Annotated in this window: 21 protein-coding genes; 16 read left to right on the top strand and 5 right to left on the bottom strand. The window is 58.6% G+C overall.

What is annotated here, in order from left to right:
- Positions 1-10: 10 nt before the first annotated feature.
- A complete protein-coding gene (locus HFP51_RS10090) occupies positions 11-2764 on the bottom strand; it encodes an MFS transporter (protein WP_176875607.1) in 2754 nt (917 codons plus the stop codon).
- Positions 2765-3008: 244 nt separating this feature from the next.
- On the opposite strand from HFP51_RS10090, the gene HFP51_RS10085 reads away from it, so the two are divergent.
- Positions 3009-3743 (top strand): cyclic nucleotide-binding domain-containing protein, encoded by a 735-nt coding sequence (locus HFP51_RS10085; RefSeq protein WP_176875606.1) that lies wholly within the window; start codon positions 3009-3011, stop codon positions 3741-3743.
- A gap of 51 nt (positions 3744-3794) precedes the next feature.
- Here HFP51_RS10085 and HFP51_RS10080 read toward each other — a convergent pair whose 3' ends face one another.
- Positions 3795-5018, bottom strand: coding sequence for an alginate export family protein (locus tag HFP51_RS10080; protein WP_176875605.1), 1224 nt, complete (start codon positions 5016-5018; stop codon positions 3795-3797).
- A 169-nt stretch (positions 5019-5187) separates the two neighbouring features.
- Between HFP51_RS10080 and HFP51_RS10075 the strand changes: the two genes are divergently transcribed.
- The 6 genes from HFP51_RS10075 to HFP51_RS10050 all read left to right on the top strand — a co-directional run bounded on the left by HFP51_RS10075 (position 5188) and on the right by HFP51_RS10050 (position 10605).
- The gene (locus tag HFP51_RS10075) at positions 5188-5793 is read left to right on the top strand and encodes a molybdenum cofactor guanylyltransferase (RefSeq protein ID WP_176875604.1); all 606 of its coding nucleotides are present in this window, start codon (positions 5188-5190) and stop codon (positions 5791-5793) included.
- 340 nt (positions 5794-6133) lie between these two features.
- A complete protein-coding gene (locus tag HFP51_RS10070) occupies positions 6134-7564 on the top strand; it encodes a glutamate-cysteine ligase family protein (RefSeq protein ID WP_176875603.1) in 1431 nt (476 codons plus the stop codon).
- On the top strand, positions 7552-8571 hold the full coding sequence (locus HFP51_RS10065) for a M14 family metallopeptidase (protein WP_176875602.1): 1020 nt from the start codon (positions 7552-7554) through the stop codon (positions 8569-8571). Before HFP51_RS10070 ends, HFP51_RS10065 begins: the two co-directional genes overlap by 13 nt.
- Positions 8572-8689: 118 nt before the next feature.
- Positions 8690-8929, top strand: coding sequence for a YdcH family protein (locus HFP51_RS10060; RefSeq protein ID WP_176875601.1), 240 nt, complete (start codon positions 8690-8692; stop codon positions 8927-8929).
- A gap of 73 nt (positions 8930-9002) precedes the next feature.
- A complete protein-coding gene (locus HFP51_RS10055; protein WP_176875600.1) occupies positions 9003-9953 on the top strand; it encodes a rhodanese-related sulfurtransferase in 951 nt (316 codons plus the stop codon).
- Entirely contained in the window at positions 9946-10605 is a 660-nt protein-coding gene (locus tag HFP51_RS10050; protein WP_176876639.1) for a glutathione S-transferase, read from the top strand. The genes HFP51_RS10055 and HFP51_RS10050 overlap by 8 nt, the downstream gene beginning before the upstream one ends.
- A 5-nt stretch (positions 10606-10610) precedes the next feature.
- Here HFP51_RS10050 and HFP51_RS10045 read toward each other — a convergent pair whose 3' ends face one another.
- Positions 10611-11168: a PilZ domain-containing protein gene (locus HFP51_RS10045; protein ID WP_176875599.1), complete on the bottom strand. Its 558-nt coding sequence runs from the start codon at positions 11166-11168 to the stop codon at positions 10611-10613.
- Between the two features lie 365 nt (positions 11169-11533).
- Between HFP51_RS10045 and HFP51_RS10040 the strand changes: the two genes are divergently transcribed.
- The 7 genes from HFP51_RS10040 to HFP51_RS10010 all read left to right on the top strand — a co-directional run bounded on the left by HFP51_RS10040 (position 11534) and on the right by HFP51_RS10010 (position 20633).
- On the top strand, positions 11534-12715 hold the full coding sequence (locus HFP51_RS10040) for a CaiB/BaiF CoA-transferase family protein (protein WP_176875598.1): 1182 nt from the start codon (positions 11534-11536) through the stop codon (positions 12713-12715).
- Complete coding sequence (gene maiA, locus HFP51_RS10035) at positions 12712-13338, top strand: maleylacetoacetate isomerase (RefSeq protein WP_176875597.1); 627 nt, start codon at positions 12712-12714, stop codon at positions 13336-13338. Before HFP51_RS10040 ends, maiA begins: the two co-directional genes overlap by 4 nt.
- Positions 13339-13372: 34 nt before the next feature.
- On the top strand, positions 13373-15427 hold the full coding sequence (locus tag HFP51_RS10030) for a TonB-dependent receptor (protein WP_176875596.1): 2055 nt from the start codon (positions 13373-13375) through the stop codon (positions 15425-15427).
- Positions 15428-15511: 84 nt separating this feature from the next.
- Positions 15512-17050 (top strand): acyl-CoA synthetase, encoded by a 1539-nt coding sequence (locus HFP51_RS10025; protein WP_176875595.1) that lies wholly within the window; start codon positions 15512-15514, stop codon positions 17048-17050.
- A complete protein-coding gene (locus HFP51_RS10020) occupies positions 17050-17616 on the top strand; it encodes a GNAT family N-acetyltransferase (protein WP_176875594.1) in 567 nt (188 codons plus the stop codon). Before HFP51_RS10025 ends, HFP51_RS10020 begins: the two co-directional genes overlap by 1 nt.
- 11 nt (positions 17617-17627) lie before the next feature.
- Positions 17628-18935 carry a cytochrome P450 gene (locus HFP51_RS10015; protein WP_176875593.1) on the top strand — a complete coding sequence of 436 codons (1308 nt, stop codon included), beginning with the start codon at positions 17628-17630 and terminating at the stop codon, positions 18933-18935.
- Entirely contained in the window at positions 18936-20633 is a 1698-nt protein-coding gene (locus HFP51_RS10010) for an AMP-binding protein (RefSeq protein ID WP_176875592.1), read from the top strand.
- A 91-nt stretch (positions 20634-20724) separates the two neighbouring features.
- On the opposite strand, the gene HFP51_RS10005 is transcribed toward HFP51_RS10010, so the two are convergent.
- Both HFP51_RS10005 and HFP51_RS10000 read right to left on the bottom strand, forming a co-directional pair.
- The gene (locus tag HFP51_RS10005) at positions 20725-21510 is read right to left on the bottom strand and encodes an SDR family NAD(P)-dependent oxidoreductase (RefSeq protein WP_176875591.1); all 786 of its coding nucleotides are present in this window, start codon (positions 21508-21510) and stop codon (positions 20725-20727) included.
- Positions 21511-21645: 135 nt separating this feature from the next.
- A complete protein-coding gene (locus tag HFP51_RS10000) occupies positions 21646-22818 on the bottom strand; it encodes an acetyl-CoA C-acetyltransferase (protein WP_176875590.1) in 1173 nt (390 codons plus the stop codon).
- Positions 22819-22981: 163 nt separating this feature from the next.
- Here HFP51_RS10000 and HFP51_RS09995 point away from each other — a divergent pair, with 163 nt between their 5' ends.
- Together HFP51_RS09995 and HFP51_RS09990 are read left to right on the top strand one after the other, a co-directional pair.
- Complete coding sequence (locus tag HFP51_RS09995) at positions 22982-24124, top strand: acyl-CoA dehydrogenase family protein (RefSeq protein WP_176875589.1); 1143 nt, start codon at positions 22982-22984, stop codon at positions 24122-24124.
- A gap of 1 nt (position 24125) precedes the next feature.
- A complete protein-coding gene (locus HFP51_RS09990; protein ID WP_176875588.1) occupies positions 24126-25736 on the top strand; it encodes a choline dehydrogenase in 1611 nt (536 codons plus the stop codon).
- The last annotated feature ends 258 nt before the right edge of the window (positions 25737-25994 follow it).

Raw genomic sequence — 25994 nt, 5'->3', positions numbered from 1 at the left:
GTTACTCCTCTTAAGCGGGTTGGGTTGTGGCTTCGGGCTCCGGTTGAACCGGTGTTTCCCGACCGCGTTCAATGTCGTGCAGCATCCCACCGCGGCGCGAATAGACGAACCAGGTGACCGCTGCGCAGGCGGCGTAGAAGATGAGGAAGCCCCAAAGCGCAGCTTCCGGTCCGCCGGTCGCTGCGATCGAGCTGCCATAGGATTTCGGGATGAAGAAGGCGCCATAGGCAGCGATCGCCGACGTAAAGCCGATGATCGCCGCGGACTCCTTCTCCGCATTGCGCAGCTGATCATTGGCGGGAAGGTTCGGCATCAAGCGACCGATTTCCTTGCGCATGATGATCGGGATCATCTGGAAGGTCGATGCATTGCCAACGCCGGTGGCGAAGAACAACAACATGAACATGGCGAAGAAGCCCCAGAACGCACCCGGCTGATCCTTGTTGCCGAGGAAATACAGGACCCCGCCGACCGCAATGATCATCACGAGGAACACCCAGAAAGTGACCCGTGCACCGCCCCATTTGTCAGACACCCAACCGGTGGCCGCACGCGATACAGCGCCGACCAATGGCCCGAGAAAGACATATTGTAGCGAGTTTGCTTCCGGGAAGGCGATGTTCGACAGCAGCGGGAAGCCAGCCGAATAGCCGATGAAGCTGCCAAAGGTTCCCGTGTACAGGAAGCACATGATCCAGTTGTGCCGGCGTTGAAAGATCACCGCCTGATCGGAGAAACTGGCTTTGGAGGACGCGATATCGTTCATGCCGAACCAGGCGAGCGCGGTGCTGATCAGGATGAACGGGATCCAGATGAAGCCCGCATTTTGAATCCACAACGGATCGCCGCCTGCCACAGGCTGCGGATCGCCCCCAACGGCACCAAACACGCTCATCGTAATGACGATTGGCACAACGAACTGCATTACCGAGACCCCGGCATTGCCGAGCCCAGCATTGAGCGCGAGCGCGTTGCCCTTCTGCCGTTTCGGGAAGAAGAAGCTGATATTGGCCATGGACGATGCGAAATTGCCGCCGCCAAGGCCGCAGAGCAGCGCGAGTGCCAAGAAGATGAAGTAAGGCGTTTCGGGGTTTTGCACCGCATAACCGATGCCGAACGCCGGGATGGTCAGCGACAAGGTCGAGAGCGTCGTCCACAGCCGGCCACCAAAGATCGGCACCATGAAGCTGTAGAAAATGCGCAAGGTCGCGCCGGACAGCCCCGGTAGCGCCGCCAACCAGAAGAGTTCGTCGGTGGAATAGTCGAAACCGATTGCCGGTAATTTTGCGACTACAACAGACCAGACCATCCAGACGGAGAAGGCAAGCAACAGGCAAGGGATTGAGATCCACAGATTGCGTTGCGCAATCTTCGCGCCTTTATCTTCCCAGAACTCGTCATCCTCGGGTCGCCAGTCAGATAGCGTTGCCGATTTCTGTTCGGGATGCGCCTTGGGCTCGTGAATGTCCTGCATTTCAGGGAATTCCGGCAGTTCGGACAATCGCTTGCCCATGGCCTTGCGTTCCATCTGGCGCACCGCGAAGTGCATCCAGAGCATGGCGATGGCGACCAACGCGAACAGCAGCATGAAGCAGCTCGTCCAGATACCGGTAAGGTCATTCATCGCACCAAAGGCAATCGGCAGCAGGAAGCCACCCAGACCGCCAATCATTCCGACAAGTCCGCCAACGGCGCCGACATGCTCGGGATAATAAACCGGGATATGTTTGTAGACTGCGGCCTTACCCAGCGACATGAAGAAGCCGAGCACGAAAATCGCGATGACGAACGGCACCAGCTCCATCGACGTCGAAAATTCGATCGGGCCTTCGATTCCGTGGATCACATAATCCGTCTCCGGATAGGAGAGCATGAACAGGCAGAGCAGTGATACGCCAAAGGTCGCGTACATGACTTTGCGGGCGCCGAATTTGTCGGACAGATGTCCGCCATAGGCGCGGAACAAGCTGGCCGGGATCGAATAGGCCGCGGCCAGCAGACCCGCGGTTTTGATATCAAGACCGTATACGTCAATCAGATAGTGCGGCAGCCACAGGGCGAGCGCCACAAACGCACCGAACACAAAGAAATAATAGAGCGCAAAACGCCACACCTGCTGGTTCTTGAGCGGTTCCAGCTGCATCAGCATTGAGCGCGGTTTTTCACCTGTCTGGCGGCGCGCCTTGCGCTCGGGATCGTCCTCGGTCGTGATCCAGAAGATGATCGCGGTTATGGCCAAGACACCGGCCCAGACCTGGGCAACCATGGTCCAACCAAATGCAACCAGGACCATCGGTGCAAGCAATTTGGTAACCGCTGCACCGACATTACCCGCGCCGAAGATTCCGAGCGCTGTGCCCTGTTTTTCGGTCGGGTAGAATTTCGAGACATAGGCAATGCCGACCGCGAAGCTGCCGCCGGCCAGTCCGACACCGAGCGCAGCCAGCAGCATCACGGGATAGCTGGTGGCATAGGAAAGGAGGAAAGTGGCCGCGGCAGCCGCCAGCATAGTGAGGGTGTAAACCAGGCGTCCGCCATATTGGTCGGTCCAGATGCCAAGGAAGATCCGCGACAGAGAGCCGGTCAGGATCGGCGTGCCCACAAGCAAACCGAATTCCGCTTCGCTGAGCCCCAGATCCTCTTTGATCTGGATGCCGATGATCGAGAAGATCGTCCAGACGGCAAAACAGATGGTAAAGGCACCCGTGCTCATGCCGAGCGCTCTATATTGCTGGCCCGGTCTCATTTCAGCGACGTCGTGCATGATCCACTCCCCTTGACCGCATGTGAGTCGCGGCGCGTCTCAATCGATGAGATGGGTTTGTTAGGGACCGGGCAAGCAGGTATTGATTTATATCAAATTCGGGTAATCTTGATTGCCATTCAGACATTTATGGGCAGTGTTTTTGACAATATTGCCGATCACGATGGACGATTTGCAATTCATCTATTGATAATTGTCAAATGATGATGGAGTCCGGACGGACACAAACAGAAGAAGCACATCGATGCGTCCAGAAGATATTCCCGTTGTCCGCAATCTCCCGTTGTTCGCCGGCATGGATGATCGGCGCTTTGACGCTCTGGTCGAAGCAGCATTGCTGCAGACCTTTCCACCCCAGGTCGATCTGATCCGCGAAGGCGATCCGGCCGATTTCCTCTATGTCCTGGTTGAAGGGGCGGTGGAGCTCTATGCGGGACATAATGGGCGCGAGACGACGATGGCGGTGATCGAGCCGACCTCGGCCTTCATCCTGGCCGCGGTCCTGAATGATGCAGTGTGCCTGATGTCAGCGCGCACCTTCCTGCCGTCGCGGCTGATGATGATTCCCAATCAGCATATCCAGCGATGCTTCGCCGAGGACCGTGCTTTTGCTGCTGCGACTGCAGCCGAACTCTCCAAAGCCTATCGCCAGCTGGTCAAGCAGCATAAGGAAATCAAGCTGCGCCTCGCTGCGGAACGGCTGGCCAACTACCTGCTCCGCCAGTCCCAGGCACGCGGCGACCCTACCCATTTCAAACTGCCGGCCGGCAAGGGAACGATAGCGGCCCTGCTCGGCATGACGCCCGAAAATCTCTCCCGCGCTTTTGGCTCACTCTCTGCCCATGGTGTCCGGGTGCGCGGGAGCAACATCCATATCGATGATGGCAAAAAGCTTGCCGACTATGCCAAGCCAACCCCGCTCATCGATGCTGTGGAAGAGGTTTACGACCGTCGCGGCGTAAAGAGCATCGGGCAATAGAGATTCGATGCCGGGCACGACGTTGGACGGTCGCACGGCATAGCATGCTGATCAGAAGCGTATTTGGGTCGTCAGCCAAAATTTGCGGGTATCGGTTGCGAAACTATCTGCGTCATAGTCAGCATATTTAAGCCCCACGGACCAGCCCGGCCGCAACGGAAATGCAAACAAGGCGTTCCACTCACTGCCATAATGCAAATCGCCGCGCGTCGATCGATAATCATGATAGGCGATGCGGAAGGTCGCATTGGTGAGAAAGCCAGATTGAAAGGGTCGGATAGTCGCATCCGCGTAAAGATCGCGTAGGCCATTCGGCGGCGTCCGCAAAAACTTGTCCGCCCAGCCATTGAATGCATGTAGCGTCGCGAGCGGGGTCTGCAGCGCGTCCACCCCGTTACTACCAAGCCGCTCATAGCCGAAGCGCAGCGCCACCGGACCGACCGTAAGACCAGGCTGTACGAGAAGATAAGACAGCGAGAAATCACGCGGATGGCCGGCATAGTCACTTTGCCGTGCATATTCAGCGGCATAGGTGAAGGATATGGCTTCGTTCGCTTGGCGCTGCCCGGTCAATCGCACTCCCCAGCTTTGCGAGGAATTGACGGGCGCGTCGGGAATATCGAGCAGATAGCCATAGGCGCTGAGCGTACCGAGCTCCGGCACGTCCACCGATCCACGGATCAGGTGGATGTCATTATCGCGCCAGATGCCCATCGGTGAATCCGGCCCGAATATCCGGTTGACCCGCCAGGCATAACCATAGGTGATACTGGTTGCAGCCGATGGTGTGACGGTGGCTGTTACCGCATCGAGGGTTTGATCATTCTGTCGCCATCCTACCGAGCCGATCCATCTCTGGTTATCGAGATTGACGACCTGTCGCCCGACCCGCGCATCGACGCGATCGGGACGGTGCCAGCGGACATAGGCCTGGTTGAGCAGCAAATCCTCCGGATCGGCAACAACGGGAAAGGCTAGCTGGCCGTTGACCGTGTCGTTGAAATCATCGGGCCCGAGATGGGCAATAGCCTCAGCTTCAATGAACGCGCTCAGCCCTTGCCATTCGCGGGTCCGCGCCCCGGCGCGGATGCGTAGTGTCGAGGCGGTCGCATCATCGGCGAATCCGTCCTGGTCGACCAGTTCGAGACGGTAGCGAATATCGACATAGGGATCGACGATCGGTTCGGCCTGCGCCGGCAGCGAGACAAAGGTGAAGCCGAACGCAAGGAGGGCAAACATCAAATGCGGAGAGTTGCGAAGGAGCGTGTCGAACATCTAAGGCCAGCCTTTCTGTCGCGATTGCTCTTGGATGACCCGGCCTTCGATTGTCTTGATATATATCAAATACGCAGTGCCTTGTGCCAACGATAAGATGCGGGTTACGGCACAGAATGATGGAGGTGGCGATGAGTTGGGCCAGCGATGAACTGTCCGGCGGGTAAAAATGCGCAGCAGTGACCGATCAATTCCGATCGTCATTCTCGCTGGGGGAGAAGGCCGCCGTATCGGCGGATGCAAGCCGCACCAAATGCTCGGCGGTCAGAGCTTGCTCGACAGGGCACTCGATTATGCGCGATCACTTTCGGACAGGGTCGTGGTGTCCGTTCGGGACGCCGAGAAGATCAGCGGTGTCGAAACAATTGCCGATCCGCCCGGCGTGGCGGGGCCGCTGGCCGGCTTGGTGGCAGGCCTGACCATGGTCCGCGACAGCGGTCTGCCAAGGCTCGCGACATTACCCTGTGACACACCCTTCCTGCCCGACGATCTCTTGGTCCGCCTGTTGTCGATCGGCGAGGACGCGCCGGTCGTAATCGCCGAAAGCTCTGGCAGGTTGCACCCGGTGTGTGGCATCTGGCGCTGCAACGTGCTCGATGCCCTTCCCTCCTATCTAGAAACCGGTCGCCTTTCGCTCGAGGGCTTCGCTCGGCATGTCGGATTTCGGACATACGCATGGGATGCCGACCCCGATCCCTTCTTCAATGTCAACGATGCCGAAGGTCTGATTGAAGCGAGGCGTCGCTTGGATAGCGGCGCGAATTGTACCGACTGACCGGGACCAGTTGCGACATCACCCGCTAGTCGATCCCGAAGTCACGATTGATGAATTGCTTCTTGATACCAAGCCTGGACGATTAGAGGTGATGGAATAACACGTGGATTGGACATTGCGCACGCTGCGTTGCGCTAACATGAGTTGCAAGAATTTCAGTGCGACAAGTATCAAAGGCACACTGTTCAGCAACGTCATGTTTACAGCCACGCCTAATGTCCGCTTTCGGCCAATAGCAGACCTCCCACTCCCCTTTGACAGCGATCAAATCGCGGGGGCTTTTCAATGCTATTCCTGTTGGGGCAAGATAACGCAGGTCTTGCGGGGATGGAGGGCATAGATGGGCGAGGATATCGGGCAGACCGCCTTTACGCCTGACGACTATGCCGCTTTTCGCGATCGCCTGCGCCGCGAGACAAACACGCTGAAACGCTGGTTCGACGAGCGCCGCTTTGATCATGATCCCGGCCATATGATCGGGCTCGAGATTGAGGCCTGGCTGGTTGATCGCGATTGCCTGCCATCGCCCCAGGCCGAGGAATTTATCGCCACCGCCAATGATGAGCGGATCGTGCCGGAGCTTTCCAAATTCAATTTCGAGATGAATGCCGATCCGCGCACTTTGGACGGCGATTGTCTTGATGGCCTCCAACAGGATATCGACCGGCTCTGGGATCGCTGCGCCCGGGCTGGCGCGACGCTCAATCTCAAACCGCTGACCACCGGCATGTTGCCCACGGTGCGCGACGAGATGCTCCAGCCCGCCTGGATGGCCGATGCCAATCGCTACAAGGCGCTTAATGCGGCGCTGCTCGCGGCGCGGGAATCTGAACCGCTGCACATTAAGATCAGCGGCCATGACACGCTCGATTATCGCTGCGACCATATCATGCTCGAAGCCTCCTGCACGTCGCTCCAGGCGCATCTCAAGGTCAATCAGGATGAAGCGGTGCGCATGTATAATGCCTCGGTCATTGCTTCGGCGCCTCTGGTTGCGGCCAGCGCCAACTCGCCCTTCCTCTATGGCAATTCGCTTTGGGCGGAGACGCGGATCCCGGCCTTTGAACAATCAACCAAGGTGCACAGCTTCCCTGATCGCGCTGGCCGCGATGTGCTGCGCGTAACCTTGGGCACCGGCTATCTGCGCCACTCCCTGCTCGAGCTGTTCCTCGAAAATCTGAGCTATCCCGTGCTGCTCCCAATGCTGCGCGAGGATGATGGGGAGCTTCCTCATGTCCGCCTCCAGAATGGCACGATATGGCGCTGGAACCGGCCGATCATCGGTTTCGACGGCGATCAGAACCCGCATCTGCGCGTCGAACAACGCGTGATGCCATCGGGGCCGACGGTCACTGACATGATCGCCAATCTCGCGCTCTATTATGGCCTCGCGCTCGCGCTCGGCCAGCGGGCCGACGCGCCGGAAAAGACGATTCCCTTCGAAGATGCCCGGGCCAATTTCTATGCTTGCGCCAAACATGGTCTCGACGCGACGGTCCGCTGGGAAGGGCATTCGTTCGATATCCGCACGCTTTTGCTGGAGGAATTATTGCCCGCCGCCAAAGCAGCGCTCGCCGGTTCAGGGCTCAATGCCGACAGCCTCGATCACTATTTCGACTCCATCCTGCGCGAGCGGATATCGACCGGCCAGACCGGGGCCGATTGGCAGCGCAGCTATTACAGCAATAACGGCCGAAATTTTCAGGCACTCACCGAACGCTATGTCGAATTGCAGGCGAGCGGCGATCCGGTTCATCAATGGCCGATATGAGCGCTGATCGCGGCCCAATCCCGCTTGACCGTATCGACCATTTCCCGGACGCGCTGATCGGCGCGGAGCCGGGCGATATCCTCACCATCTTTCCCAATCCGACGCTGATTACGATCAAAGGCGAAGCGGAGCGCCCGCTCTGGGTGACGACCCTGCTGCACGGCAATGAAACGACGAGCTTCTATGTGCTGCGGGCGCTGGCTGAGCGTTATCGCGTCACGCCACCGCCGCGCAGCCTGACACTCTTTGTCGGCAATGTGCAGGCAATGGCCGCCGGGGTGCGCCATTTGCCTGAGCAGCCCGATTTCAACCGCATCTGGGCCGAAGGCAGCGGGCCCTATCATGATCTTGTCCACCAGGTCTGTGAAACCGCGCGCCTGCAAATCCCCTTTGCGAGTATCGATATTCACAACAATAGCGGGTCCAATCCACATTATGGCTGCGTCAATGCGCTGCGCCCGGCCGATCTCCAGCTTGCCGCCATGTTTGCCGATCTCGGGGTCTTTTACCGCAATCCGCCGACCACCCAGTCGATCGCTTTTTCCAATTTCTGCCCGGCGGTCACGGTCGAATGCGGGCGAAGCGGCGATCAGTTGGGTATCGACCGGGCAATCGGGCTGGTGGAAGATGTGCTGCGCCTCGAGAGTTTCCCAGCCGCGCCGCCAGCGCCTGGCGCCGTGACGCTCTATCATACGCTGGCCTCGGTCGTGATCGATCCGAAATGCACATTCGGTTTCGACGATGAGACGGCCGGTCTCAATCTCCGCGCGGATCTGGAAGATTTCAATTTCTCGGATCTGCCGGCGGATACAGTTTGGGCGACAACGCAATGCCCGCAAGATGCGCTGCGCGTGATCGACGAGCATGGCCATGACCTGACGGATGAATTTTTTCGCTGTGACGGCGATGAAATCAAATCCCGGCGGGCAATCACACCGGCGATGATCACCCATGATGCAGATGTGATCCGCCAGGATTGCCTCTGCTATCTGATGGAGCCGATCTGAGCGTGCCGCGACTTTGCGGCGATTTGCGCAAGATCAAAATCCCGCTCGATTCCCTGCATTAGGTTCGAATCATCGAACGGGCAGCCGCCCAGTAAAACCAAGCAGGAGAGCCTTATCCATGTCGCACACACCCCATGAACTGGCCGATGAATTTCCCGAACATGTCGAGCGGCTGCACGATCTGAAGGTATCGAACGCGCATTTTGCCCGGCTGGCGGAAGAATATCACAAGGTGAACCGCGAGATTCACCGGATCGAGACCGAAGTCGAGCCAGCCACGGATGAGCGAACCACCGAATTGCGCAAGCGCCGGCTGGAGCTGAAGGACGAAGTCAACGCGATGCTGGTGACGGCCTAGCGGCAGATTATGTGCGCCGCTGGTGCGCGAAAAAAACCTTGCGTCAGGCGCGCAATCCCGCTGTGAGGGCGGGATGACGAGTGATGACCACCCGATACTGGTTGCTGCACTCTATCGCTTTACGCCGATGGAGGAGCGCGCGGCGATCCGCGAGGATCTTCTGGCCTGCTGCAATGCGGCCGGGGTCAAGGGCACGATCCTGCTCGCCGCTGAGGGCATTAACGGCACGATTGCCGGGATGCCGGGCGAGGTTGAGGCGGTGCTTGATCATATCCGCGCGCTGCCTGGCTGTGCCGAGATCGAGGTCAAATTTTCCAATGCGGCCGAAATGCCCTTCTATCGGATGAAGGTCCGGCTGAAGCGGGAGATTGTGACGATGGGCGAGCCGGATATCGATCCGGTGGCCAATGTCGGCGACTATGTCGCGCCGGAGGACTGGAATGATCTGATCGCCGATCCGGACACGATCCTGATCGACACGCGCAACGATTATGAGGTTGCGGCGGGGACGTTCGAGAACGCGATCGATCCGCACACGGCAAGCTTCCGGGATTTTCCGAGCTGGTTTCGCGATAATCGCGAGGCGCTGCTGGCGGGCAAGGCCAATCCGAAGATCGCGATGTTCTGCACCGGCGGGATACGCTGCGAGAAAGCGACCGCCTTGTTGCGGTCTGAGGGCCTGGACAATGTCCATCACCTCAAAGGCGGGATCCTCAAATATCTCGAGACGATCGAGCCGGAAGACAGTCGCTGGACGGGCGAATGTTTCGTGTTCGATGAGCGGGTGACGGTGACGCATGGGCTTGAGCAGGGCAGTCATCAGCTGTGCCGGGCCTGTCGGATGCCGGTGAGCGAGGCCGATCGTGCGCACCCGCATTATGTCGAAGGGATCAGCTGTCCGGCCTGTTATGCGAGCCGCACCGAAGAGCAGCGGCAGGGCTATGCCGAGCGGCAAAAGCAGATGAAACTCGCGAAAAAGCGCGGGGAAGCGCATGTCGGGGCGGATCGGACCGGCGATGGGTGAGCGGCCGATCCTCTACAGCTTCCGCCGCTGCCCCTATGCAATGCGCGGCCGCATGGCGCTGATTGTGAGCGGTCAGCAATGCGCGGTGCGCGAAGTGCTGCTGCGCGACAAGCCGGCCGAAATGTTGGAGGTCTCGGCCAAGGGCACGGTGCCGGTGCTGGTGCTGCCCGACGGGACGGTGATCGACGAAAGCCTCGATGTGATGCGCTGGGCGCTCGCTCGCCATGATCCAGAGAATTGGCTGGCCTCCGAAGATCCGGAGGTCGGTAGTTTTATCGAGAGGATTGACGGCCCGTTCAAACATCATCTCGATCGCTATAAATATTCAACCCGTCATGACAGCGATCCGATCGCCCACCGCGAGGCAGCGTCGGCGATACTGGCCGAGTTTGAAGACCGCCTCGAGGGACGAGACAATCTCGCAGGCGACAGGCGGTCCTTGGTCGATATCGCAAGCTTCCCGTTCATCCGGCAATTCGCGATGACGGACCGGAGCTGGTTTGATGACGAACCCTGGAGCAATCTGCGAGCCTGGCTCGATCGCCACTTGAAATCCGATCTGTTCGCCGCGGCGATGGTCAAGCTTCCGCTATGGAAGGTTGGCGATCAGGGTGGCGAGCTGCCGGTCTATTCGACCCGGGCTACAGGCTAGCGATTTTAGCCCCCGGCTTCGTCGCCATCTTCTTCACCCTGACGTGCGGCCCAAAAGGCAACCTGCTCAAGCGGCATGACCCGATTAAAGGATATGCCGGCCTGACCATCGCGTATCCAGCGGACGACGCTGGCGCGCACTGGCAGTCCTTCAATTTCGACGACAATATCTTCGCCGACCTCGAGTTCGGGGTGCTCGGCGACCTTCATTCCGCCTTGCGAAATATCGGCGACCTGAACGTGAACATGCTCGTCCCCAAGCATGATTTTTGCCGTACCATCGATGCTGAGGCGCGGCGCACGCGGTGTCATCCGAGCAGTGTTCGGTGCGAGCAAGGCATGGATATCGATATCGTCTTCAAATTCGATGCCGGCTCGGCCATCTTCGATCCAGCGGACGATGCCGTTTACGCGCACACCGGCCTTGAATTCGATCTGCAGCGAAGTGCCCTCTTTGATGGGCGCAAAAATATCCGCCATCACTCCGCGCGATGACAGATTCCGGATCAGGCACAGCTCCTGGATCGTATCGGTTATGATCTTGCCGGCCTGAAGGAGGCTCATATAGCGCTCCCCAGATCGTCTTTCCGACGACTCCGGTGTCGAGTTAGACAATGATATAGTTGTAAACTCGGTCAGACCTTCTTCAGCGAACATACCCCACCCCTAATTACGTCATCTCCGCTGCAGTCAGTGTTAGGAGCGATGAACCTAAATAAAAGCAAAATATACCAAAACCCCGGTTTCAGAGTTAACCAAAAGCTAAATTCGCTTTGGCCATTAACATCTGATCAAGTTAAGTTTCTTGGCACTTAACAAAAGCAGGATTCCGAATCACTTGTGCGCCGACAGGATGATGGCGATGATTCCATATTTGCCGATGGTAGATTCTACCCGGCTTCGATATGCACAGGCCAAAGGAGCCGAATATGAATGACCCGAAGCTGCTCGAACGAATCCGCGTGGTTGATATGACCAGCGTGATTTTCGGGCCCTATGCGACCCAGACGCTGGCAGATTGCGGCGCCGATGTAATCAAGGTCGAAGCACCGACTGGGGATCAGTTTCGAAATGCCGGCAAGCCTGCAAACACAAGGGGGATGGGCGCCTGCCATATGACGCTCAATCGCGGCAAACGATCGATCGCGCTTGACCTCAAGACCGAGGACGATCGAGAGGTGATGCGCGAACTGCTGAAGACCGCGGATGTCTTCATCCATAATGTGCGTGCCAAGCCAATCGAGAAGCTCGGTTTCAGCTATGAAGCGGTCCGCGCAATCGCGCCGGACATCGCCTATATTCACTGCACTGGTTTTGGGTCGGACGGTCCCTATGCGCCGCTGCAGGCCTATGACGATGTGATCCAGGCGGCCAGCGGCATGACGTCATTGCCGCCGCGGGCCGATCTCAATCCCGCACCGCGTTTTGTTCCAGCGGCGATCGCCGACAAGGTTTCCGGGCTTCACGCGGCCTATGCCACCCTCGCCGCGGTGATCCACAAACTGCGCACCGGCGAGGGCCAATTTGTCGAAGTGCCGATGTTTGAAAGCTTCACCCATTTCACATTGGAGGAGCATCTCTACGGCGCGACCTTTGATCCGCCAGCTGAAACCATAGTCTATAAGCGCCAGGCAGAGCCGACGCGCCAGCCATTTCCGACAGCAGATGGCTATGTGGCGATCGTTCCGTACACCGATGCAGATTGGGGTAACCTTCTCACCGCACTTGGCGATCCTGAATTTGTCGAGAGGGAACCGTATGACACGCCGATGGGCCGGTTCCGCAACCAACCCGATATCTTTCGCCGCATTGCCGAGCTGACCCCGTCCAAGACGAATGCGGAATGGACCGAGCTGCTCAACGAGGTGCGGATCCCGTGCATGCCATGCCGCGATGTGGCGGACATTTTCAATGACCCGCATCTTAAGGCAACGGGCTTTTTCAAGCGCCGCGAACATCCGAGCGAAGGGGGCTTTTTCGAGATGCAGCCGCCAGTGCGCTTCAGCGCGCGCCCGAATCCCGAGCTCGGATATGCACCGCAGCTCGATGAACATGGCACGGAGATTCGCGACGAGCTGGCACGCACAGAAACCTTGCGGCGTGCATCATGATCCGTCTGTTCGACTATTATCGTTCATCGGCCAGCTATCGGGTGCGGATCGCGCTCAATCTCAAGGGCCTCGACTATGAGCGGGTTCCAGTCAATCTTTTGAATAACGACCAGAAAAGCGACGAGTATCGTGCCAGCAACCCTCAGGGGCTGGTACCAATGTTGGAGATTGATGGCGCGCAGCTCACCCAGTCGCTCAGCATCGTCAACTATCTGAACGGCGTCTATCCCGATCCGCCGCTTGCCCCATCCGATCCGGTGGCCGCTGCCCATGTTCGTTCCATGGCGCAAGTGGTCGCCAGCGATATCCACCCGCTCAACAATCTACGCGTGCTTGGCTATGTCAGCGATGTGCTTGGTCACGACAAAGATACCCGCGCGCGCTGGTATGCGCATTGGGTGCATGAAGGTTTCGAAGCGCTCGAGCAGCTCGCGATCCGCCATGGCGGCGCGTATCTGTCCGGCGATCTGCCGGGCCTCGCAGATCTCTGCCTGGTTCCGCAGATGTTCAACGCGCGGCGCTTTGATATTCCGTTGGATGACTATCCGACACTTGTCGCCTATGATGCCAAGGCCAATGCGCTTGATGCTTTTCAGGCGGCTCATCCAGACCGTTTCGACTAGCGTAATCGCCTTTTTCAGTGTTTGAGTATTTTCCATGCGAACCCTAGCCGCCATTCTCCTCGCCACGAGCGCTGTACCCGCCCTCGCGCAGACCGATCCGATAATCGTCACAGCCAGAGGGCTTGAGGATCCGGTGGGCGAGGTCGCATACAATGTTGTCACGATTGACGCAGAACAGCTCGCCCGTGAACCAAGCGGTCGGTTGGAGACGATTCTGACCAGCGTTGCTGGCTTCCAGCTGTTTCGAGCATCGGATTCTCGGTCGGCCAACCCGACAAGCCAAGGCGCAACGCTCCGGGGCTTGGGCGGGAATGCGTCCAGCCGAGCTTTGCTCATCCTCGATGGTATTCCGCAAAGCGATCCGTTTGGCGGCTGGATCAGCTGGCCGACCTATGATGTCGCTAATCTTGGCCGGGTCCGGGTCACGCGCGGCGGTGGCAGCGGTGTGTTCGGTCCCGGCGCATTGGCCGGAACAATTGAACTCGAAAGCCTGTCGACGGCGAACTTTCAACCGGCACGCGCGAACCTTAGCTATGGCAGCCGAGATGCGATGGAGATGGGTTTTGGTATCATGCTGCCGCCCAGTGAAAATTCGCTGATCGACATATCCGGCCATTATGCCCAAGGCGATGGCTTCATCCCGGTCATTGCCAGCCAGCGCGGTCCGATCGACGAACCGGCAGCCTATGAACAATATGGTGGCTCTATTCGCTATGCCGCGCCGATTGGCTCGACCGAGATCCAGGTCGGCGCGCGCTTCTTCCAGGACGAACGCAATCGCGGTTTTCCATCCAGTGGCAATCGGACACGGGGGATCGACGGAAGCGTTCGTCTGCTCGGACGTGGGCCATGGCAGTGGGAAGCACTCTTCTACTATCAAGACCGTTCGTTCCGCAGCAGTTTTGCGCGGGTCGATGCTGCGCGAACGACCGCTGACCAGGTCCTCGATCAGTTCAGCGTGCCTTCGACCGGCTATGGCGGCCGGGTAGAGATCCGGCCGGCGCTGCCCGGCGATGCAGTCGAATTGCGTTTGGGCGCCGACTATCGGGAAACCGAAGGACGGACGCGCGAACGCTTCTTCTTTGTCGGCGGCGTGCCAACTCGGGAACGCGAAGCGGGCGGTGTGACGCGCACCGTTGGGGGATTCGCCGAAGTCACGGCGCGTGCCGCACCTGGCCTTACGCTCACCGGCAGCGGTCGAGTTGACCGGTGGTGGATTCAGAGCGGGTTTTTCCGTCAGGGCAATCTTGGCGGACCTTTGAATGATCAAACGCTCTATCCCGATCGGAGCGATTGGCGAGCAACCGGTCGATTGGGTGTCGCCTGGCAACCGGATAATCCGATCACAATCCGGGCGGCCGGTTACACCGGCTGGCGATTGCCCACGCTGAACGAACTGTTCCGACCGTTCCGGGTTGGCAGCGATGTGACCGGAGCAAATGCATTGCTACGCCCCGAAAGCCTGGATGGCATTGAGATTGGTGCCGATTATAGCCCGGCCTCAATCCTGCAACTCAGCGGGACACTGTTCTACAATCGCCTCGAAGATGGGATCGCCAATGTGACCGTCGGACAGGGCCCCGGTTTCTTCCCGGGTATCGGCTTTGTCCCGGGCGGAGGCTTGGCACGCCAGCGCCAAAACCTCGATGCGATCGAGGCAGCCGGGATCGAGCTTGATGCGCGTGCCCAGTTCGCCGACTGGGCGGTATCGCTCTCCTATGCCTTTACCGATGCCGAGGTGGATTCCTCGGGCGCCGCCGCAGCGCTGAACGGGCTTCGGCCGGTGCAGGTGGCTCGACATAATGGCGCGGCAACGCTGAGCTATGTCCGGCCGATGGGCGGCGAGGCAGCCGTCACCGTGCGCTATATTGGCGGTCGGTTCGAGGACGATCTTAACCAGCGCCGGCTTGATGATGCGATCACTGTAGGCGCGCGCGCCCTGGTTCCACTTTACGGCCCGTTGAAAATTGAACTGCGCGCCGAGAATGTCTTCAATGCCCGAATTGAGGCTAGTGTCTCGGGTGTGGGCTTAGTGGAACGGGCCACGCCGCGGACATTCTGGGCCGGACTGCGCTTCGCCTTCTTCTAGATGATGATCTCCGGCGCAACGCCTCTCGATTTCCGCTTTCCGTTAGCGTAACTCTTGGAAAAATAAGAATCGGAGAGGCTCCCAATGCACCCCTATATTCACGCGCAGAATAATCCGGATAAGCCGGCGATCATAATGGCCGCGACTGGAGAGACGGTCACCTATGCCGAGCTCGACAAACGCTCCAACCAGATTGCACATCTCTTCCGTAAGCTCGGGCTGGGGCATGGCGATCCCGTCGCAATTTGCCTCGATAACCGTGCGCGCTTCTTCGACATTGCCTGGGCGGCCCTTCGCGCGGGCCATATCTTTGTGCCGATATCCTGCCGGTTAACCGCGCCGGAAATCGCCTATATTTTGGAGGATAGTGGCGCCAAGGCGCTGATCGCTTCGGACTATCTCGGCGACCATCTGAACGAGCTTGCTGATTTCGGCCCGCCGCTCGAGCGTTTCACACTGGACGCAGCGCGCCCCGGCTATGCCAATCTCGATGAGGCTGTTGCAGACCTGCCGGAAACACCGGTCGATGATCAGCGCGCTGGCGTTGACATGCTCTACAGCTCAGGCACCACCGGTCGGCCTAAGGGCATTCGTCTTCCGCTGCCGGAAGATCCAGCGATCGACCAGGGCAATGCGCTGATCATGCTGGCCACCGGGGCGTTCGGATTTGCGCCGGACAGCGTCTATCTCTCACCCGCGCCGCTCTATCATGCTGCGCCGCTTCGCTGGTGCCTGACCGTGCACAAGCTCGGTGGAACAGTGGTGGTGATGGAAAAATTCGATCCGGAAAATGCGCTGGCCCTGATTGAGAAGTACAAGGTCGATGTCAGCCAATGGGTCCCGACCCATTTCGTCCGCATGCTCAAACTGCCTGCAGAAGCGCGCGAGAAATATGACGTCTCATCGCTCAAAACTGCCGTCCACGCGGCCGCGCCATGCCCGATTCCGATCAAGGAAAAGATGATTGATTGGTGGGGTCCGGTCCTGCGCGAATATTATGCGGGCAGCGAAGGCAATGGCTTTACCTTTATCGATTCCGAAAATTGGCTCACCCACAAGGGCTCGGTCGGCACGGCTTTGCTTGGTACGATCCGGATCTGCGACGAAGAGGGCGATGAAGTGCCAGCCCGCACCGAAGGTACGGTGTTCTTCGAAGGCGGCTCGGCATTCGAATATCACAACGACAAAGAGAAGACGGACGATGCAACCAACAAGCATGGCTGGACGACACTGGGCGATGTCGGCTGGGTCGACGAGGACGGCTTTTTATACCTCACCGATCGTAAAAGCTTCATGATCATTTCGGGCGGCGTGAACATCTATCCGCAGGAAATTGAAAACCTGCTCGTGACCCATGACAAGATTGCCGATGCCGCCGTTATTGGCGCGCCGGATGAAGATATGGGCGAGCGTGTCGTGGCGGTGGTCCAGCCGCTCGACATGGCCGATGCCAATGCGGAGTTCGGGGAAGACCTGATCTCCTGGATGCGGCACCACCTGTCCGGGGTGAAGGTTCCCCGCCAGGTCGATTTTCGCGAAGAACTGCCCCGTCATCCGACCGGCAAACTCTATAAGCGCTTGTTGCGGGATGAATATTGGGCTGAGGAGAAAAAGCCAGCGTGATGGCCGATGGTCTCCAATCGCGGGGTAAGCCGACGCAGGCGAATTTTGCCGTGCGGCCGGAACGCGTGGAAGACCATGCAGCCATTCACGATCTCACCCGCCGGGCCTTTGCGCCCATGCCATTTTCCGATGGGGACGAGCAGTATCTGATTGACGCGTTGCGCGAAGCGGGCGCGCTCTCGCTGTCATTGGTCGCAGAACAAGATCAATCCATTGTCGGCCATGTTGCATTTTCACCCGCCTTTCCGGTCGACGGATCGCACGGCTGGCATACGCTTGGCCCGGTTTCTGCGGAGCCCGGACTGCAAAGGACTGGCATTGGTAGTCGCCTCATCGAGACAGGCCTTGATCAGCTGCGCGCAGACGGTGCCGCCGGGTGCATTTTGCTGGGTAATCCAGCCTACTACAGTCGATTTGGTTTTACGGTCCGATCGAAGCTGTCACCGGATGCGGACCATGCAGAATTTTTTCAGATACTGCCCTTCGGTACCGCAGATGCAGACTGCGTGATCGAATTCCATCCCTTGTTCAACCAAAAGCATGCGCCGGAGACGGTAAAAGCGTAAGGAGAGCCACGATGGCTAGTGCGGCTGAAAACCAACCTCCTACATTATCTGAAGAGATGGCGCGTGCTGTCATCGCGCCAGAATCCTATGCCGAATGGAATGGTCTGCTCGATACATTCGATTGGCTGCGGGAGAATATGCCGGTTGGTCGTATTGTCGCCGAGGATGGCAGCTTCGATCCCTTCTGGCTGATCACACGCTATGAAGATGTGATGCGGATCAGCAAGGACAACGCCACGTTCCTCAACAATCCGCGCCCCGTCGTGCTCAGCACCAAGGAAGCCATCGAGTTTTCGATGCAGGTGACGGGCAGCAAGATGCTGGTCGATTCGCTGGTCGTCTTTGACGCGCCGATCCACCCCAAATATCGCCGGCTGACCCAGGATTGGTTCATGCCGAAGAACCTGAAGAACATGGAAGCGGAGATCCGCACCATCGCAAAGCGAACGGTGGATCGGCTGCTCGATGCGGCTGGCGAGGGCGATTTCGTGCCGCTCGTTTCCGCACCCTATCCGCTCCATGTCGTCATGCAGATATTGGGCGTCCCCGAAGAGGATGAGCCCAAGATGCTGTTCCTCACGCAGCAGATGTTTGGCGGGCAGGATGAGGATCTTTCCGGCAGCGGCATGAAGGATATGACGCCCGAACAGATCACCGCGATCGTTGCTGGCGCCGTGCAGGAATTTGAGGGCTATTTTGCCAAGCTTGCCGCCGATCGCCGGGCCAATCCGACGGACGATGTTGCCAGTGTGATCGCCAATGCGACGGTTGATGGCGAACCCCTCAATGATCGCGATATGGCCGGATATTACATCATCGTTGCCAGCGCCGGACATGATACGACCTCCGCTTCAACCGCGGGTGCGATGCATGCATTGGCCGAAGATCCCGAACAATTCGCCAGGCTCAAGGCCGATCGCGATCTGCTGCCCGGCATTGTCGAGGAAGCCATTCGCTGGACGACGCCGGTCCAGCATTTCATGCGCACCGCAGCCGAAGATACCGAGATTGGCGGACAGAAAATCGCGAAGGATGATTGGCTGATGATCAACTATGTCGCCGCCAATCATGATCCTGCCCAGTTCGATGATCCACGTCGCTTTGATGCGAGCCGCTCACCCAATCGCCACATGGCGTTCGGCGCAGGCGCGCATCAATGCCTGGGCCTGCATCTGGCGCGGCTGGAAATGCGCATTCTGTTCAACGAACTGCTCGATCGGATCGACAGCGTCGAACTGGCGGGTGAGCCGAAACGTTCCAAATCCAGCTTTGTCGGCGGGCTAAAGACCCTCCCACTGCGTTTCAAGGCGGCTGATTAGATGGCTACAAGCAAGCTAGATCTATCGCATGTCGTCGGTGACACATCGCAGCCATTGATCGACAACACGATCGGGCAGATGCTGTCCGATGCCGCCGATAAATGGCCGCATCAGGATGCGGTTGTTTCAGTCCACCAGGACATCAGATGGACCTATTCCGAGCTGATGGCCAAGTCCGAAGCATTGGCCGCGGGGTTGCTATCGCTGGGTGTGGAAAAGGGTGACCGGGTTGGCATCTGGGCACCGAATCTCGCCGAATGGACGCTGACCCAATTTGCGACCGCTCAAATCGGCGCGATTCTGGTCAATGTTAATCCGGCCTATCGGATCTTTGAGCTGGAGTTTGCGCTCAACAAGGTTGGACTGAAGGCCCTCGTCACACCCAAATCGTACAAGACGAGCCTGTATGCGGATATGGTCGAGGAGCTGGCTCCCGAGATCAGGAATCTTGGCGCCGGGGCCGAACTACAGTCCGAAAAGCTGCCAAACCTGCGCCATGTCATATTGATTGATGGCGGCATGCGGGCCGGTTGGCATTGTTTCGATGATCTACTGTCCGACGATCCGGAGGCGTTATCGCAGGTCCGTGAGATTGCCGGTTCGCTCGATCCCGATGATGCCATCAATATCCAGTTCACCAGCGGCACGACTGGCCTGCCAAAGGGCGCAACACTGTCGCACCGCAACATCCTCAACAATGGATATTGGGTGGGCGAGAATATCGGGCTGACGCAAGGGGATCGACTGTGCATCCCCGTACCGCTCTATCACTGCTTTGGCATGGTGATGGGCAATCTTGGCTGTCTGACGCATGGAGCGGCGATGGTATATCCGGCCGAGACATTTGATCCTGGCGCGACGCTCTCAGCCATTGAAGCCGAACGATGCACCGGATTGTACGGCGTCCCGACCATGTTCATTGCCGAGCTCGGGCTCGACAATTTTTCGTCTTTCGATCTGTCGTCGCTGAGAACCGGCTGCATGGCGGGCTCGCCGTGTCCGGTAGAAGTCATGAAACAAGTCGTGAGCGACATGAACATGGTCGACGTCACCATCGCCTATGGCATGACCGAAACCTCGCCCGTCAGCTTCCAGAGTACTGGCGATGATCCCATCGACCGGCGGGTTTCAACTATCGGCCGCGTGCTTCCGCATATCGAGTGCAAGGTCATCGACGAGCAAGGCGACACCGTCCCGCCCGGCACGCCCGGTGAATTATGCACCAGGGGCTATTCGGTGATGATCGGCTATTGGGGCGATGAAGAGAAAACCGCAGAGGTTCTGGTCGATGGCTGGATGCATACCGGTGACCAGGCGACGATCGATGCGGCCGGATATGGCAATATTGTCGGTCGGATAAAGGATATGATCATTCGCGGCGGGGAGAATATCTACCCGCGTGAGATCGAGGAGTTTTTCTTCACCCATGATGCGGTTGAGGACGCGACCGTGCTCGGCGTGCCGGATGAAAAATATGGCGAAGAAGTATGCGCCTGGATCCGCCTCAAACCGGGTGAACAAGCCAGTCCCGACGATCTGCGCGAATTCTGCAAGGGCAAGATCGCCCATTATAAAGTCCCGCGCTACATAGAAATCGTCGACGAATTCCCGATGACGGTCACCGGCAAGATCCGCAAGATCGATATCCGGGACACCATGGTGGAGCGCCTCGGCCTCAGCCAATCGGAGACGGCATAGCGTTTCGAATGATTGGCCAGAAACAGGCAGAACGCACAAAAAAGGCGGGCCGCGAAGCCCGCCTTTTCTCTAACAGCAAAGGCTGAAAGGCTTATCTCGGGGCCATACGGATGGCGCCGTCGAGGCGGACATCTTCGCCATTGAAATAGCCATTCTCGATCATCGTCAGCGCGAGATGCGCGTACTCGTCAGGCATGCCGAGGCGCTTGGGAAATGGCACCGATGCCGACAGGGCATCGCGCACGGGCTGCGGCGCACCGGCGAGCAGCGGTGTATCGAAGATACCTGGCAGAATCGTGTTGACGCGGATGTTTTCGCGCATCAGGTCCCGTGCAATCGGCAGGGTCATGCCGACAACACCGCCTTTTGAGGCGGAGTATGCGGCCTGGCCGATCTGGCCGTCTTCAGCAGCAACCGACGCCGTGTTGACGATGGCGCCGCGATCGCCGCCCTCGGTCAGCGGATCGAGGGTCAGCATGCCGGCCGCCGATTTGGCAATGCAACGGAAGGTGCCGACCAGGTTGATCTGGATCAGCCAGTCAAATGCTTCGAGTGGGAAATGCTTGATCGAGCCATCTTCCTTGGAGCGGCTGGCCGTCTTGATCGCGTTGCCAGTGCCTGCGCAATTGACGAGGATACGTTCCTGGCCAAGCGCCTCGCGGGATTTGGCGAATGCCGCATCCACCGATTCATCGCTGGTGACATTGGTCTCGCAAAAGATACCGCCGATTTCTTCGGCGACCGCGTTGCCCTTCTCGGCCTGCAGGTCGAACAGAGCGACTTTCGCACCCTTCGAAGCCAATAGGCGCGCTGTGGCTGCACCGAGGCCCGATGCGCCGCCGGTGACAACGGCTGTGATATTCTCATTAATTTCCATGATGTGATTTCCTCTCAATCAGAACCGTCGGTCCCGAGCTTGTCGAAGGGCTGTCCTTCTCGTTCGACGATCGCGAAGAAAAGGGCAGGGCATCGACAGGCTCAGCCCGAACGGTGAAATATGTGACGCGCTACCTTAGCCCATCCGTTCGATGATCGTGACATTGGCTTGCCCGCCGCCTTCGCACATGGTCTGCAGACCATATTTACCGCCGCGACCTTCCAATGCGTTGAGCAAGGTGGCCATCAGCTTGGTGCCGGAAGCGCCAAGCGGATGGCCGAGCGCGATGGCGCCGCCATTGACGTTGATCTTGTCGGCATCGCCGCCTGTATGCTTGAGCCAAGCGAGCGGCACAGGTGCAAAGGCTTCATTGACTTCATACACGTCGATATCGCCGATCGAGAGGCCGGCGCGTTCGAGCGCACGGTCTGTCGCGAAGAGCGGTTCTTCGAGCATGATGACCGGATCGCCCGCCGTCACCGTCACATTGTGGATGCGCGCGCGCGGCGTGAGGCCATGATCTTTCAGCGCCTGTTCGCTGACAATCAGGACGGCCGATGCACCATCGCAGATCTGGCTGGAGGAAGCAGCGGTGATTACGCCACCTTCCTGAATCAGCTTGACGCCCTGGATGCCTTCCAGCGTGGCATCAAAACGAATGCCTTCATCGACCTTATGGGTTTCGGTGCCTTCCGGTGTTTCGACGTCCATCGTAACGATTTCATTGTCGAACGCGCCAGCTTCGGTGGCGGCCTTGGCCTTCTGGTGTGAGTTCAACGCATATACGTCGAGATCGTCTTTCGACAGGTCATGCTTCTTGGCGACCATTTCGGCGCCCATGAACTGGCTGAACATGATCTTCGGATAGGCCTCTTCGAGGCGCGGGCTCTTATAATTGCCCATGCCTTCCTTCATGTAGAGCGTCGCGGTCGAACCCATCGGTACGCGCGTCATGCTCTCAATGCCGCTGGCGAGCACCATATCCTGGGTACCGCTCATCACGGCCTGAGCCGCAAACTGCATGGCCTGTTGCGATGATCCGCACTGGCGATCAATCGATACAGCGGGGATGGAATCCGGCAGCTTCGAAGCGAGTACGGCGTTGCGGCCGACATCCATCGTCTGTTCGCCGCCCTGCATCACACAGCCGGTGATCACATCGTCGATTGCCGCAGCATCGAAATCGCTGCGTTCGGCGATGGCGTCAAAAACCGCCGCGCCCAGATCCACCGGATGCACTCCGGCAAGCTTGCCACCGCGGCGTCCACCGGCGGTTCTCACTGCATCAACTATATAGGCGGCTGCCATCGTCATTCTCCTTATTTTGCATGAGTCGCGGTGTCCCGCATTTGCTGGCTCTTGTGCATTAAGGTTGACGTGCGCGTCAACCAGCATATCACGGATCGCACCAGCAAATTCCATTTGTGATGGATTCTCACGCCGAGCGGCGCTGAGACGAAAGGATATTTCAATGCTCGAGACAGCCGATCGGTCCGCCTTCGACGAAAGCCACGAAATGTTTCGCGATCAGGTGCGCAAATTCTTCGCCAAGGAACTGGAACCCAATCTCGATCGCTGGGAAGAGGCGGGGATTGTCGACCGTGAATTCTGGAGGGCGTGCGGCGAAGCTGGTCTCCTATGCCCAACCATGCCGGAAGAATATGGCGGGCTTGGCCTTGATTTCGGATTCAACGCTGTCGTCGGTGAGGAGCTGAACTATGCGGGATCATCGGCTGGCCTGACGCTCCAGTCGGACATCACTGCCGACTATTTCCTCGCTTATGGGTCTGAGGAGCAAAAACAGCATTGGATCCCGAAGCTCGTTTCCGGCGAAGCGATTTCGGCGATTGCCATGACGGAGCCCGGCACCGGTTCGGACCTGCAGGGTATTAAGACGACGGCCAAGAAGGATGGCAATCATTATGTCATCAACGGCTCGAAAACCTACATCACCAACGGCCAGAATGCCGATGTCGTCATCGTGGTCGCCAAGACCGATCCCGAGCTTGGCGCCAAGGGTACATCGCTGATCCTCGTTGAAGCCGATCGCGAAGGCTTTGCCCGGGGGCGCAATCTCGACAAGATTGGCCAGCATTCTGCCGATACGTCGGAGCTGTTCTTCGATGATGTCCGCGTACCGATCACCAACTGTCTGGGGACAGAAGGTCGCGGGTTCATCTATCTGATGAGCCAGCTGCCACAAGAGCGGTTGAGCATTGCCGTCGGCGCCCAGGCGGCTGCACAGCGCGCCTTCGATGAGGCCGTGACTTTCACCAAGGATCGCAAGGCCTTTGGCCAGCGCATCTTCGATTTTCAGAACACCCGCTTCACCTTAGCCGATCTTGCTGCCCAGCTTCAGGTTGGCTGGGCGCATGTTGATTGGGCTTTGGCCCGGCATCTGCGCGGCGAACTGACGGCTGATGAGGGCTCGGCCGCCAAATTGTGGCATACCGAGCTGCAATGGCGCTGCTGCGATGCGGCGCTCCAGCTCCATGGGGGTGCCGGCTATATGAATGAATATCCGATCGCGCGTTTGTGGCGGGATGCCCGGGTCCAGCGCATCTATGGCGGGACCAACGAGATCATGAAGGAAGTGATCGGACGGAGTATATAAGATGGCTGTTGAAACCACCGAGTTCGATTATGTGATTGTTGGCGCGGGCAGCGCCGGGTGCGTCATGGCCAACCGCTTGTCGGCGGATCCGTCCGTATCGGTCTGCCTGATCGAGGCGGGTAAGGAAGACAAAAGCCTGCTCGTGAAAATGCCGGCGGGGGTCGGCGGGCTGCTGAAGGAACCGAATCCGCAAAACTGGTTCTTCTGGACCGAGCCGCAAAAGCATCTCAACGATCGCAAGCTCTATTGGCCGCGCGGCAAGGGCTGGGGCGGCTCTTCGAGCATCAATGGCATGATCTATATTCGCGGCCATGCGCGCGATTATGACCAGTGGCGCCAGATGGGACTGACCGGCTGGGGCTATGACGATGTGCTGCCCTATTTCAAGAAAGCCGAAAGCTATTCCGAGGGCGATGATGCCTATCACGGCCGGGATGGGCCGCTGGGCGTAACGAACAGCGGCATGGAAGATTCCATCTACGGCGCCTTTGTGGGTGCAGGCGTGTCGGCCGGCCATCCGACAACCGATGACTTTAACGGTGAGCAGCAGGAAGGGATGGGCCCTTATCAGCGCACGATCGCAGATGGCGAGCGGTTCAGCGCGGCGCGCGCCTATCTCCATCCGGTTGCCGGGAAGCGCGACAATCTGGCGATCCTGTCCACGGGCCTGGTCACCAAGGTGCTGGTCGAGGGCAAGCGCGCGACCGGTGTTGAAGCGGAATCGGGCAAGGGCAAGACAAAGCGGATCATCAAGGCGCGCCGCGAAGTGATCCTGTGTGCGGGCGCTGTCCAGTCTCCGCAATTGCTTCAGCTGTCTGGCATCGGAGATCCCGAAGAGCTCAAAGCTCATGGCATCGAGGTGGCACATGCGTCGCCGCAAGTCGGCAAGAACCTTCAAGACCATCTCGACGTCGTGGTCGTCCATGAAATGACCCAGAAGCTCTCCGCGCATTCGAAGCAGGCGGGACTCAAAAAGCTGTTCGTAGGGCTCGACTTCCTGTTGCGGCGCAAGGGTGCGGGGACCGATAATTTTCTGCAGGCCGGCGCCTTCCTCAAGACCCGTGAAGGCCTGGATCGGCCGGACATCCAGCTCCATCTCGTCAATGCGATCATGATCGAACATGGCTTCCAGGAAGTGAAAAAGGACGGCTTCACGGTCCATGCCTGCCAGCTTCGCCCCGAGAGCCGGGGCGAGATTGGTCTCAATTCGCCGGATCCGCATGAGCAGCCTCGTATCGATCCCAATTATCTCGACAGTGAAGAAGATCGCCGCGTAATGCGCGAATCGGTCAAGATGATGCGCCAGATTTGCGCCCAGGCCGAGCTCGACTTTCTGCGCGGGCCAGAGATGGTGCCGGGCACAGATGTCGTCAGCGATGAGGATATCGACGCCCATATCCGTGACGGTGCCGAAACAATCTACCATCCGGTCGGCACGGTCGCGATGGGCGCTGGCGATGATTCGCCGCTCGATGGATCGCTCAAAATGCGGGGCATGGAAGGGCTGCGCGTAATCGATGCCTCGGTGATGCCTGCATTGATCGGCGGGAACACCAATGCTCCGGTGATCATGATCGCCGAAAAGATCGCTGACGAGATGCGCTCAGCCTAGCATTACGTAGCGGAAATCTCCGGTTCGGGCACTGGCCGGGGTGTTGCAGCGATGCACAAGGGTGCGGATATGCGTTCCCTTTACGTCAATTGCTGTTGACGCAGATTCTGGCGCGGCCTAGCTTCCAAAGAAAAATAATATGTCGGAGAGGTGCCTAGGGAGCAAACAAAGCTGCAACGAGCGGCCTTTTGACTGTCGATACAGTCGGTTTCCCGAGGATTTCCCCTCTCAAAATATAAAGATGGCAAAAGCCATCGC

The organism is Parasphingopyxis sp. CP4 (genome assembly GCF_013378055.1).
Taxonomy (GTDB): domain Bacteria; phylum Pseudomonadota; class Alphaproteobacteria; order Sphingomonadales; family Sphingomonadaceae; genus Parasphingopyxis.
The sequence above is the reverse complement of the archived record's forward strand: the minus strand, read 5'-3'. Positions and strand labels throughout refer to the sequence as shown.